This is a genomic window from Corallococcus sp. AB049A, from assembly GCF_003668885.1.
In the GTDB taxonomy this organism is placed as follows: Bacteria; Myxococcota; Myxococcia; order Myxococcales; family Myxococcaceae; genus Corallococcus; species Corallococcus interemptor.
In genome coordinates, this window is sequence record NZ_RAWL01000261.1 from 1 (window position 1) to 12,241 (window position 12,241).

9 protein-coding genes are annotated in these 12,241 nt (G+C 68.6%); 5 read left to right on the forward strand and 4 right to left on the reverse strand.

Annotation, left to right across the window (positions count from 1 at the left end):
- Window positions 1-79: 79 nt before the first annotated feature.
- The 3 genes from D7X55_RS25220 to D7X55_RS25230 are packed head-to-tail and all read left to right on the forward strand — an operon-like array spanning window position 80 to window position 7,094.
- Window positions 80-1,642, forward strand: coding sequence for a lactate racemase domain-containing protein (locus tag D7X55_RS25220; protein WP_233610050.1), 1,563 nt, complete (start codon window positions 80-82; stop codon window positions 1,640-1,642).
- A 17-nt stretch (window positions 1,643-1,659) separates the two neighbouring features.
- Window positions 1,660-6,069, forward strand: a complete 4,410-nt coding sequence (locus D7X55_RS25225) for an AMP-binding protein (protein ID WP_120550764.1) — start codon at window positions 1,660-1,662, stop codon at window positions 6,067-6,069.
- Window positions 6,066-7,094, forward strand: a complete 1,029-nt coding sequence (locus D7X55_RS25230; RefSeq protein WP_121724422.1) for an NAD-dependent epimerase/dehydratase family protein — start codon at window positions 6,066-6,068, stop codon at window positions 7,092-7,094. Before D7X55_RS25225 ends, D7X55_RS25230 begins: the two co-directional genes overlap by 4 nt.
- 30 nt (window positions 7,095-7,124) lie before the next feature.
- On the opposite strand, the gene D7X55_RS25235 is transcribed toward D7X55_RS25230, so the two are convergent.
- Both D7X55_RS25235 and D7X55_RS25240 read right to left on the reverse strand, forming a co-directional pair.
- Window positions 7,125-7,304 (reverse strand): hypothetical protein, encoded by a 180-nt coding sequence (locus D7X55_RS25235; protein ID WP_120550762.1) that lies wholly within the window; start codon window positions 7,302-7,304, stop codon window positions 7,125-7,127.
- 5 nt (window positions 7,305-7,309) lie between these two features.
- A complete protein-coding gene (locus tag D7X55_RS25240) occupies window positions 7,310-8,191 on the reverse strand; it encodes a GGDEF domain-containing protein (protein WP_120550761.1) in 882 nt (293 codons plus the stop codon).
- 208 nt (window positions 8,192-8,399) lie between these two features.
- Between D7X55_RS25240 and glgC the strand changes: the two genes are divergently transcribed.
- The gene (gene glgC / locus D7X55_RS25245) at window positions 8,400-9,629 is read left to right on the forward strand and encodes a glucose-1-phosphate adenylyltransferase (RefSeq protein WP_120550760.1); all 1,230 of its coding nucleotides are present in this window, start codon (window positions 8,400-8,402) and stop codon (window positions 9,627-9,629) included.
- A gap of 74 nt (window positions 9,630-9,703) precedes the next feature.
- On the opposite strand, the gene D7X55_RS25250 is transcribed toward glgC, so the two are convergent.
- Together D7X55_RS25250 and add are read right to left on the reverse strand one after the other, a co-directional pair.
- Window positions 9,704-10,162 (reverse strand): hypothetical protein, encoded by a 459-nt coding sequence (locus tag D7X55_RS25250; protein WP_120550759.1) that lies wholly within the window; start codon window positions 10,160-10,162, stop codon window positions 9,704-9,706.
- Between the two features lie 10 nt (window positions 10,163-10,172).
- Entirely contained in the window at window positions 10,173-11,336 is a 1,164-nt protein-coding gene (add, locus tag D7X55_RS25255) for an adenosine deaminase (protein ID WP_120550758.1), read from the reverse strand.
- An 86-nt stretch (window positions 11,337-11,422) separates the two neighbouring features.
- On the opposite strand from add, the gene D7X55_RS25260 reads away from it, so the two are divergent.
- Window positions 11,423-12,241 (forward strand): PQQ-binding-like beta-propeller repeat protein (locus D7X55_RS25260; protein WP_233610051.1); only part of this gene is annotated, 819 nt, incomplete at its 3' end.

Below are 12,241 nucleotides of genomic sequence, written 5' to 3' on the forward strand. Positions count from 1 at the left end.
TTAAGTCGTCGGCAGCGTCAGATGTGTATAAAGAGACAGGCTCAAGACGCTCCAGAAGCTGTACGACGAGGAAAGCCAGGTGGTCATCACGGAGAAGGGCAGCCCCCCGCGGGCGCTCTTCTACGGCGAGGGCTTCCTCCAGGAAGACCTGCCCGTGGGCACCCGGGTCATCTTCCCCCGCCCCCCGCTGGAGGGCGTGCCCAACGTGAAGGCCGCCATCCGCTGGGCCATCAACCACCCGGAGGGCATGGACCCGCTGCACGCGCTGCTCAAGCCCGGCATGCGGCTGACGTGCGTCATCGACGACATCAGCGTGCCGCTGCCGCCCATGGTCACGCCGGACGTGCGCCAGTCCATCCTGGAGGTGGTGCTGGAGCTGTGCGCGGACAGTGGCGTGGACGACGTGCACCTGGTCATCGCCAACGCGCTGCACCGCCGGATGACGGAAGGTGAGATGAAGCGCATGGTGGGCGAGAAGATCTTCGACGCCTACTACCCGGACCGCTACTACAACCACGACGCGGAAGACCCGGACGGGATGACGGAGCTGGAGCGCACCAGCCACAACGAAGTGGTGGCGGTGAACCGGCGCGTCGCGGAGAGCGACCTCATCGTCTACGTGAACATCAACTTCGTGCCCATGAACGGCGGGCACAAGTCCATGGGCACGGGCGTGACGAACTACGCGTCGCTGCGGCACCACCACAACCCCAAGACCATCCGCGAGTCGGACTCCTACATGGAGCCGAAGGCGAGCGCGCTCTACACGAAGAACTCGCGCATCGGCACGGTCATCGACAACACGCTGAAGGTCTTCCACATCGAGACCACGCTGAACAACCGCATGTTCGGCGCGCCCACGGACTTCCTCGCGAAGAAGGAGGAGGACTACACGGAGGCGGACCGGCTGAAGTTCCAGGCCCTGCGCTACACGCTGTCCAAGCTGCCCCGCGCGGCGGCGCGCAAGGTGCTCAACGCCATCCCCGCGCCCTACGACGTGACGGGCGTGTTCGCGGGCGCCACGGAGCCCACGCACGCGAAGACGCTGGAGCAGAGCTGGAAGCAGTACGTGGTGCCGGTGGAGGGACAGAGCGACATCGTCATCTTCCCCATCCCGTTCGTCAGCCCCTACAGCGTCAACTCCATCCTCAACCCGCTGCTCGTGCAGGTGATGGGGCTGGGCTACTTCTACAACCTCAACCGGGGCGTGCCGCTGGTGAAGAAGGGGGGCGTGCTCATCCTCCTGCACCCGGCCTACGACGAGTTCGACCCCGTGCAGCACCCCAGCTACATCGAGTTCTTCCACCGGCTGCTGCCGGAGACGCGGGACTCCATGAAGCTGGAGCACAAGTACGAGAAGGAGTTCGCGGAGAACCCCAGCTACGTGCACCTGTACAGGAAGGGCAACGCCTACCACGGCGTGCACCCCTTCTACATGTGGTACTGGGGCGAGAACGGCCGCCAGCACGTGGGCAAGGTCATCGTCGCGGGCGCGGAGAACAACCACGTCCCGGCCCTGCTCGGCTGGGACCGCACGGACACCCTCTCCGAGGCGATTGAAGAGGCGCGCGGCTTCATGGGGCGCTCGGCGTCCATCAGCCTGCTGCGCATCGCGCCCACGGTGATGGTGGACGTGAAGTGAAAGGGTCGCACACGGACATGGCCACGCCTCCCTCGCTGGACGTCACCCAGGTCTTCACCGGCAAGCGCATCGTCTTCGTCGGCACCACCGGCTTCGTGGGCAAGGTGACGCTGTCGATGCTGCTGACCCACTACGGCGACGTGCTGGACCGGGTCTACGTCGTCGTGCGCAAGGGCAGCGCCGCGTCCGCGGAGCGCCGCTTCTTCGACAAGGTGGCCCCCAGCGAGCCCTTCCAGCCGCTGCGCGACCGCCTGGGCGACGAAGGCGCCATGGCGTTCATCCAGGCGAAGTGCACCATCCTGGATGGCGACATCACCGACCCCCTGGTGGGCCTGGAGGAGGCGCAGGTCGCGGCCCTCACCGGGCAGGTGCACGCCATCGTCAACTGCGCGGGCCTGGTCTCCTTCAACCCGTCGCTGGAGGTGGGCCTCAACGTCAACACCCACGGCGTGAAGAACGCGGTGGCGCTGGCGCTGCGCTGGAGCGTGCCGCTCATCCACATGTCCACCGCGTTCGTGGTGGGCAACCGCAGCGGGCTCGTCTTCGAGGACGAGCCGGTGCTGGGCTACTTCCCCAAGCACGACGAGATGGACGGGCGCGACTTCAGCCTGGAGCAGGAGCTGGCGGACGCGGAGAAGATCGTCGCCCGCCTGCGCGAACAGGCGGATGACAAGGCGCTCACCTCCCTCTTCCGGCAGAAGGCGCTGGACCGCCTGGAGGAAGAAGGCCGCGACGCCACGGATGAGAAGACGCTGCGCCTGGCCGTGGGCCGCGAGCGCAAGCTGTGGCTGTCCGGCGAGCTGGTCCGCGCGGGCATGGAGCGCGCGCAGCACTGGGGCTGGCCCAACACGTACACGTACGCCAAGCACCTGGGTGAACAGGTGATGGCCGCGACGCCGGGGCTTCGCTACTCCATCGTGCGGCCCTCCATCGTGGAGAGCGCGGCGCACTTCCCGTTCCCCGGCTGGAACGAGGGCTTCACCACGTCCGCGCCGCTGGCGTACGCGGGCATCAAGGGCCAGCGCGGCATCCCCGCGGGCGACCACGCCATCCTGGACATCATCCCGGTGGACCAGGTGGCGGGCGCCACGCTGGGCATCACCGCGCACGCGATGCAGGTGGAGGAGCGCCGCGTCTACAACCTGGCGTCCGGTGACGTGAACCCGTTCCTCGCCAGCCGCTCCGTGGAGCTGGTGGGCCTGTACCGCCGCCGCTACTACCGCAACCGCGAGACGGGCAACACGCTGGTCAACGCGCTGCGCTCGCGCATCGAGCCGCAGCCGGTGAGCAAGCAGGAGTTCCAGCTGCTCAGCGCGCCCATGCTGGCCAAGGGCGCGAAGCTCTTGAAGAAGGCCATGGACGAGGTGCGGCCCGCGTGGGGCGCGCCCCGCGTGCAGGCCATGATGGACAAGGCCCGCGTCGCGCTGGACGAGGTGGAGTCCCAGGCGGGCAGCCTCTCCGGCCTCATCGAGCTGTTCCTCCCCTTCCTCTGGGAGAACCGCTACGTCTTCCGCTGCGACAACACGCGCTCCGTCTACGAGCGCATGGTGCCGGCGGACCGCGCGAAGATTGACTGGGCGCCGGACCGCATCGACTGGCGCGAGTACTTCCTGGGCACGCACCTGCCCGGCCTGGAGAAGTGGGTGTTCCCGGGCCTGGACGAGGAGCGCGAGAAGCGCACCGCCATCCCCGCGCACCGCGACCTCTTGGAACTCTTCGAGGCCACCGTGCACGCGTACCGCCACCGGGTGGCGTTCCGCATGGCCGCGGGGGAGAAGGAGGAGCGCTTCACCTTCGGCGAGGTGCACCGCTACGCGGCCCGCGTGGGCAGCTACCTCATGGCCCAGGGCATCAAGCGCGGCGACCGCGTGCTGCTGGTGTCAGAGAACCGGCCGGAGTGGGCCATCAGCTACTTCGGCATCCTGCGCGCGGGCGGCACCGCCGTCCCCGTGGACCCCGCGCTCACGGAAGCGGAGGTGGTCAACATCGCGAAGCGCGCGGCGGCGAAGCAGTGCCTCGTGTCCGAGCAGGCCGCCCAGGACTTCCCCGGCCTCTTCGCGGCGCTGGGTGAAGGCGTGGGCGTGGCGAGCCTCGCGGAGGCCATGACGGGCGACCCGGCGTTCCCGGACCGCATTGGCCCGGTGAGGAAGTCCGCCGCCGCCGACGACGTGGCGAGCGTCATCTTCACCTCCGGCACCACCGGCACGCCCAAGGGCGTGATGCTCACCCACCGCAACTTCGCGTCGCTGGTGGCGAAGCTGGCGGGCGCGTTCGACGTGGGCGTGGGCGACGGCGTGCTGTCCGTGCTGCCCCTGCACCACACCTTCGAGTTCTCCGCCGGCTTCCTCACGCCGTTCATGCGCGGCGCGGAGATCACGTACATCGACGAGCTCACGTCGGACCGGCTGGGCGACGTCTTCGAGACGGGCCGCGTGACGGCGATGATTGGCGTGCCCGCGCTCTGGCAGCTGTTGCACCGCAAGATTACCCAGGAGATGGCCGCGCGCCCGCCGCTGGTGGAGCAGGCGCTCAAGGCGCTGATGGCGGCCAACGGGGAGCTGCGCAACCGCAGCTCGCTCAACCTGGGCAAGCTGTTGTTCTGGCCGGTGCACCGCAAGTTCGGCGGCCGGGTGAAGGTGCTGGTGTCGGGCGGCTCCGCGCTGTCCGAAGAGGTGCACCAGGCCTTCCACGAGCTGGGCTTCACCATGCGCGAGGGCTACGGCCTCACGGAGGCCGCGCCGGTGCTGGCGGTGTCGGAAGCCACCAACAAGCGCATCAAGGGCACGGTGGGCAAGGCGCTGCCGGGCATCGAGTTCAAGGTCCTCAACCCGGACAACGACGGCATTGGCGAGGTGCTGGCCAAGGGCCCGAACGTGATGGCGGGCTACTTCGGGGACCGCGAGGCGACCGAGGCCGTGGTGAAGGACGGCTGGCTGCACACGGGCGACCTGGGCCGCATGGACGACGAGGGCCGCCTGTACCTCATGGGCCGCGCCAAGGACGTCATCGTCGACGCCAACGGCAAGAACGTCTACCCGGACGAACTGGAAGAGCTCTACCAGGAGCACGAGCACATCAAGGAGCTGTCCATCGTCGGCCTGCCGGATGACGCCGGCGGTGAGAAGGTGGCGTGCCTCTGCGTGCCGGACTTCAAGGACCGCCCGCGTGAAGAGGTGCGCCACGAGCTGGAGGAGCACTTCCGCAAGGTGAGCGCGGGCATGCCCTTCTACCGGCGCGTGAAGGTGCTGCGCTTCTGGGACGGCGAGCTGCCGCGCACGTCCACCCGCAAGGTGAAGCGCAAGCGCGTGGTGGAGGAGCTGCAGCGGCTGGACCGCGTGGCGGCCAGCGCGGGCCGCGTGAAGGAGAAGGCGCAGGCGGCGCCCACCACGGGTGGCGTGTCGGACTGGCTCTACCCGCTCGTTGCCGAGGTCTGCCACCGCCCTGTGTCGGACGTGAAGCCGGACGCGCAGCTCATTGGCGACCTGGGCTTCGACTCGCTGATGCTCACGGAGATGTCCGTGGCGCTGGAGGGCGCGGGCGTGCCGCTGCCCGCCATTGAAGACCTGACGCAGGTGCAGACGGTGGAGGACCTGCGCAAGCTGGTGGTGGCCTCCGGACGCCGGCCTTCGGCGGAGACGCGCGCGCGCGACATCAAGAAGGAGGCCGAGCGCGCGGAGGAAGCGGAGATTCCGGTGCCGGAGGCGGTGTCCGCGCTGGGCCGTCAGCTGATGTCCTTCGGGCAGAAGGTGCTCTACGGCGGCGTCTTCGACGTGAAGGTGACGGGCAAGACGTTCATCCCCCAGAACCGCAACTTCCTCGTCATCGCCAACCACGCCAGCCACCTGGACGCGGGCCTGGTGCGCGTGGTGCTGGGCGACCAGGGCGAGCGCATGGTGTCGCTGGCCGCGCGCGACTACTTCTTCGACACGCCGCTCAAGCGCGCGTGGTTCGAGAACTTCACCAACCTCATCCCCATTGACCGGCAGGGCAGCTTGCGCGAGTCGCTGCGGGTGGCGGGCGAGGCGCTGCGGCAGGGCTTCAACGTCCTCATCTTCCCGGAGGGCACGCGCTCCAAGACGGGCGAGCTGATGGAGTTCAAGCCGACGCTGGGCTACCTGTCGCTCACCTACGGCGTGGACGTGCTGCCGCTGTACATCCACGGCGCGTACGAAGCCCTGCCCAAGGGCTCCATGTTCCCGAAGACGAAGGAGCTGGAGGTGCACGTGGGCCCGGCGCTGGAGTACGCGTCGCTGAAGGCCCGGGCGCAGGGCATGGCGCGCTCGGAGGGCTACCGCTACGTGACGCACATCGCGGAGGAAGCGGTGCGCGCGCTGAGGGCGGGCAAGGTGCTGGACCTGGAGCAGGTGGGCGCGGACCGGGACTTCACCCCGCCCGCCCGGGCCCTGCCGGAAGGGAAGGACGCGTGAAGCTGCTCGTCACCGGAGGCACGGGATTCCTGGGCACGCACCTGGTGCCCAAGCTGGTGGCCGCGGGCCACGACGTGCGGCTCATCGCGCGCTCGAAGCCGTCAGGCCCCGCGTTCGCGAAGACGGAAGTGCGGCAGGGCGACCTGAAGGACCGGGACGCCGTGCGCCGCGCGCTGGAGGGCGTGGACGCCGTCTACCACCTGGCGGGGCTCGTCTCCTTCCAGAACAAGGACGCGCGGCGGATGTACGAGCTGCACGTGGACTGCACGCGCGAGCTGCTTCGCGACGTGCGCGAAGCGGGCATCCAGCGCGTCATCCTCGGCTCCACCTCCGGCACCATCGCGGTGTCGAAGGAGGACCGCGTGGGCACGGAGGACGACGACTACCCCATCACCACCGTGGCCCACTGGCCCTACTACCTGTCGAAAATCTACGAAGAGAAGCTGGCGCTGGAGTACTGCCGCAAGCACTCCATCCCGCTGGTGGTGCTCAACCCCAGCCTGCTGATGGGGCCCGGGGATGACCGCCTGTCGTCCACCTGGACGGTGGTGAAGTTCCTCAACCGGGAGATTCCGTCCATGCCCGGCGGCGGCATCTCCTTCGTGGACGCGCGCGACGCGGCGGAGGCCTTCGCGCAGGCGCTCACCCGGGGCGAGGTGTACGGCCGCCACCTGATGGGCGTGAACATGGCCATGCCGGACTTCTTCGACCGGCTCCAGCGCCTCACCGGCGTCCCCGCCCCGCGCATGAAGCTGCCGCGCGAGGTGAACATCTGGGGCGGCAAGCTGCTGGAGCAGGTGGCGAAGTGGCGCGGCGTGACGTCCAAGCTCGACCCGCAGGAGGTCGAGATTGGCGAGCACTTCTTCTACCTGGAGCCCGCCAAGGCCGAGCGCGAGCTGGGCTTCAAGGCGCGCGACGTGCACGAGACGCTGCTCGACACCGTGCAGTACATCTACGGGAAGATGCCGCCCGGAAACCTGCCCGGCACCCGCGGCCGGCTGGCCGAGTCGCGCGAAGGCACCTGACGTTCGTTGAAGCGGGGCGCGAGCGGGCCCTTACGGGTTCGCCGCGCCGCCGTGCACCCGGCCGCCGCTCACGCGCTCCACGAGCCGGGCGGCGTTCGGGTCGGTGTCCTTCCGGTGCCACACCCAGGCGGCGCCCAGGAAGGCCACGCCCAGCAGGACGAGGATGAGGCGGGCCAGGAAGGACGGGCCGCCGCCGCGTTCGTCCGCCATGGCCTTCAGCCCACCACGCGGTTGCGGCCGGACTTCTTGGCCTTGTAGAGGTTCGCGTCCGCCACCTTGATGAACTGGGACGGCTCCGACATCTCCGAGGCGACTTCCGCCACGCCGATGGAGATGGTGACCGGGATGTCCTTGTCCTCGAAGGCGAAGCGCTTGTCCTCCACCAGCTTGCGGATCTTCTCCGCGAACAGGCGCGCCTTGTCCGGCCCGTCCTCCGGCATGACGATGGCGAACTCCTCGCCGCCGTAGCGCGCGAAGCACTGCTCGCGGCGCACCAGCCGTTTGATGGACTGGGCCATTTCGCGCAGCACGTAGTCACCGGCCAGGTGGCCGTGCACGTCGTTGATCTGCTTGAAGTGGTCGATGTCGAACATCATCAACGACAGCGTGCGCTGGTACCGGTGCGAGCGGCCCATCTCCCGCTCCAGGTACTCCAGGAAGTAGCGCTTGTTGTTGATGCCGGTGAGACCGTCCGCGATGGTCAGCGTGTAGATGGTCTCGTGGTACTGGGTCTCGATGTTGTCGCCATCGAGGAACTTGAAGATGGAGCCTCCCACCTTCACCAGGTCCCCGCTGCGCAGGGGCTGCGCCTGGAGCACCTCCCGGTCGTTCAGGTAGGTGCCGTTGGTGGACTGGAGGTCCTCCACGAACGTCTTGCCCTGACGGGTCCAGATGCGCGCGTGGCGGCGGGACACGTTGTCCAGGTCCACCACGATGTGGTTGTGCTGGTCGCGACCGATGGTGAACTCGGTCTCTTCCAGGACGTACTTCTTGCCCAGCTCAGGGCCGTGGATCTGCACGAGGCAGCACTCGGCGCCGCGCTCGGGACCCGGGGTGAGGCTGGAGATCTTGGTGACTCGCGTTTGGTCGCCAGACATCGCGCCGGCCACGGTAGCACGCAAGGTCCGGGGAAGCCATGCAAGCCAAGAGGACGCACGGGGTTGCGCCCCTCCTCCTACATGCCGCGAAAACGGGAGGTCGGATTCCTCCCATCCACCCCGCCCGGTTGGGCACTCAACGGAAGGCTTCAAGGGGGCCGCGCGGCCATTGTGAGCCAGCGGCCGGGGGCTAACGTGGCTGGCACCTATGTCAAAGCTGCTGGCCATGATTCTGGCGGGAGGCGCTGGCACGCGCCTGGAGCCCCTGACCCGTGAGCGCGCGAAGCCCGCGGTGCCGTTCGGTGGGCGCTACCGCATCATCGACTTCGTCCTCTCCAACTTCGCCAACTCCGGTGTGTACCGGATGAAGGTGCTGACCCAGTACAAGAGCGACTCGCTCAACAACCACCTGTCACGCGCGTGGCGCCTGACGGCGTTCCTGGGTCACTACGTGGAGGCGGTGCCCGCGCAGATGCGCACCGGCGTGGACTGGTACAAGGGCAGCGCGGACGCCATCTACCAGAACCTCAACATCATCACGGACGAGGAGCCGGACCACATCTTCGTCTTCGGCGCGGACCACGTGTACCGGATGGACGTCCGCAAGATGCTGGACTTCCACATCCAGCGGAAGGCCGCGTGCACGGTGGCGGCCATCCCCGTCCCCATCGAGCAGGGGCGCGAGTTCGGCATCATCGACGTGGGGCCGGACGGGCGGATGCTCCAGTTCCTGGAGAAGCCCAAGGACCCGCCGCCCATGCCGGGCAACCCGAAGATGTGCCTGGCCTCCATGGGCAACTACCTCTTCACCACGGACACGCTGGTGAAGCAGGTGGTGCGCGACGCGGCGGACGAGACGAGCGCGCACGACTTCGGCAAGTCCATCATCAGCGAGCTCTACAAGCACGAGCCCGTGTACGTGTACGACTTCGCGCAGAACACGGTGGCCGGCCAGGAGGACAAGGAGCGCGGCTACTGGCGGGACGTGGGGAACATCGACGTGTACTACCAGTCCAACATGGACCTGGTGGAGGTGGACCCGACGTTCAACCTGTACAACGACCGCTGGCCCATCATCACGCAGCCCAACAACTACCCGCCGGCGAAGTTCGTCTTCGCGGACCGGGAGAACAAGCGCGTGGGCACCGCCACGGACTCGCTGGTGGCGGAGGGCTGCATCATCTCCGGCGGCCACGTGCACCGCTCCGTGCTGTCGCCGAAGGTGCGGGTGAATTCCTATTCGGAGGTGGAGGACTCCATCCTCTTCGAGAACGTCACCATTGGCCGCCGCTGCCGCATCAAGCGGGCCATCATCGACAAGAACGTGGAGATTCCGCCCGGGATGACCATTGGCTACGACCCGGTGGAGGACAAGCGCCGCTTCCACGTCACGTCCGGCGGCGTCGTCGTCATCCCCAAGGGGATGAAGGTCACCTGACCTGAAGCGGCGGCGGTGAGGACTTCAGGCGGGCGCTCCCGGAATCACTTCCGGGGCGCCCGCTTCGCTTTTCGTCAGCCCATGCGGAACGCGGCCTTCACGTCCGGCCGGTTGAGCACGATGAGCGACCAGATGCCCGGCACGAGCGACAGGCAGGAGCACGGGCCGCAGCACGGGATGCAGCAGAGGATGGCGGCCGTCAGGGCCCAGCCGTAGCTCCGCAGGTTCTTCATCTTCCAGGCGCCGAAGCCCACCAGCCCGTTGAACACCAGTCCGGGCACGGTGAGCACGAAGCGGCCCAGCGGGGTCATCATCCACCGCAGGGCCTCCTTCCACTGCTCGGGGATGTCCTGGTTGCCGTAGAAGGACTCCAGCTGCGACATGTCCGCCGGCGTCACCAGGCTCACCAGCGAGTACAGGAAGGTGAGGCCCGCCATCACCATCATCAGGATGGCGGGGATGGCCAGGTCCTGCGCGGCCTTCGCGCGCGAGGGGTCGAAGTCAGGCGGGGGAAGGTCTCGGGTTTCGTCCATGGTGGGGGGCTCAGGCCGGCTGGCGCATGGAGGCGACGGGGCGCTTCTCGAAGGCGGCCAGGGTGGTGGCGATCTCCTGGTTCACCTGCCGCAGCATGTCCTGCTTCTCCCGGAACGGCAGGAAGGCGCTCTTGAAGCCGGACACGATGATGGTGGTCAGGTCCTCCAGCGACAGGCCCAGGTTGCGGTGGGCCAGCCACAGCTCCTTCGTCACGGTGGTGTCGGTGATGAGGCGGTTGTCCGTGTTGATGGTCACCCGCAGGCCGTAGTCGAAGTAGAACTTGAGCGGGTGGGACTCCAGCGAGGACACCGCGCCCGTCTGGACGTTGGAGGACGGGCAGACCTCCATGGGGATGCGGTGGTCGTTGACGTAGTTGAGCAGGTCGCCGTCCTCGCGCAGCCGGGTGCCATGGCCGATGCGGTGCGCGCCCAGCGAGTGGATGGCCTGGGAGATGGACTCCGGGCCGTACGCCTCACCCGCGTGCGCGGTGCAGTTGACGTTGTTCTTGAGGATGAGGCGGAAGGCGTCCAGGTGGTCCTTGGCCGGGAAGCTGGCCTCGGCGCCCGCCAGGTCGAAGCCCACGACGCCGCGGTTCTTGTACGCCACGGACAGCTCCGCCAGGCGCATGGACGTCTGCGGGTTGATGTGGCGGATGCCGCAGACGATGACGGCGCACTTGATGCCCGTCTCCTTCTTGGCGGCGCGCAGGCCCTCCAGCACGGAGTCGATGACGGTGGTCATCTTCAGGCCCTTCTGCAGGTGCAGCGCGGGCGAGTAGCGCACCTCCAGCCAGCGCACGTTCTCCGCGGCGGCGTCCACGGCCAGCTCGTAGGCGGCGCGGTAGAGCGACTCGGCGGTCTGCAGCACGGAGAGCGTCACGTCGAACGCGACGAGGTACTCCTCCAGGCTCTTGCACACCTGGCCCATGTGGATGGCCTTGGCCAGGCCGTCCTCGGTGTCGGCCATGAGCTTGATCTTCTGCTGCTCGGCCAGCTCCAGGATGGTCTTGAGGCGCATGGACCCGTCCAGGTGGCAGTGCAGGTCCGTCTTGGGGAGCGCGTGGAGCAGCTCCTCCGTCACCGCCAGCGTGGGGGGCGGGATGATGTCCGTACGCCGGGCGGATGAAGGGATGCCGGTGGCGTTGGGGGTTTCGTCGTCACGAATCGTGGGCATGGTCGAAGTTCCTCGCTTGCGTCATCCTCCCCCAAACCATGCCGTCCCGCGCCTGTCCACGCCTGCTCCTGGTGCCCTGCCTGACGTTGACGCTGGCCGTCATGGCGTGCCAGCGCGCGCCGGTGGAAAAGGCCTTCCAGTACTCCAGTGACGCGCCCTCCAGGACGGGGCTCACCGCCCTCCAGGACGGGGTGCTCCTGGGCAACGAGGTGGGCGCGGTGGTGCGCCTGGACCGCGAGGGCCGGCCCGTGTGGACCGCCCGACTGGGCCGTGAGGTGGCGGTGGCCCCCGCCTTGGCCGGGGACAGCGTCGTCGTGGGGACGGTGGTGGGGGAGGTGGCCTGTCTGTCCCTCCAGGACGGCAAGGAGCGCTGGCGCCTGGGAGGCGAGCCCCCCGTCCTGACACCGCCCGTGGTGGACGACGCCGGACACACCGTCTTCCTGGTGGCCCCCGACGGCGCGGTGCGGGCCCTGGCGGTGGACTCCGGGCAAGTGAGATGGAAGCGGCCGGCCCCCGCCCCGGCGAAGTCGTTGGAGCCACAGCCATCCGTGGCCCCGGCGCTCCGGGCGGCGCCGGTGCTGGTGGAGGGCGTGCTGGTGGTGCCGCTGGGCACCGGGCTGTGGGCGCTGGACGCGGAGAGCGGGGAGCCGCGCTGGTCCCAGCCGGTGACGGAGGTGGTGGGGCTGGACTCGGAGCGCGACACCGTCTTCGTGGCCACGCGGCCGGGCCGGGTGCTGGCGCTGTCGGTGAAGGACGGGAGCACGCGCTGGGAGCAGCGCTTCGCGGACGGGGTGACGGGGCCTCCCGCGCGGGCGCTGGGCGCTTTGTGGCTGGGCGCGGGCCCGTCGTCGCTGGTGGGGCTGTCCACGGCGGAGGGCCGGGAGGTGGCGCGGGTGGAGCTGCCC

Bases quoted from the DNA above. Each gene is read 5' to 3' on its own strand.
- D7X55_RS25235 (WP_120550762.1), bottom strand. From the start codon at position 7,304: ATGGCGGACGAACGCGGCGGCGGCCCGTCCTTCCTGGCCCGCCTCATC.
- add (WP_120550758.1), bottom strand. From the start codon at position 11,336: ATGCCCACGATTCGTGACGACGAAACCCCCAACGCCACCGGCATCCCT.
- D7X55_RS25225 (WP_120550764.1), top strand. From the start codon at position 1,660: ATGGCCACGCCTCCCTCGCTGGACGTCACCCAGGTCTTCACCGGCAAG.
- D7X55_RS25240 (WP_120550761.1), bottom strand. From the start codon at position 8,191: ATGTCTGGCGACCAAACGCGAGTCACCAAGATCTCCAGCCTCACCCCG.
- D7X55_RS25250 (WP_120550759.1), bottom strand. From the start codon at position 10,162: ATGGACGAAACCCGAGACCTTCCCCCGCCTGACTTCGACCCCTCGCGC.
- glgC (WP_120550760.1), top strand. From the start codon at position 8,400: ATGTCAAAGCTGCTGGCCATGATTCTGGCGGGAGGCGCTGGCACGCGC.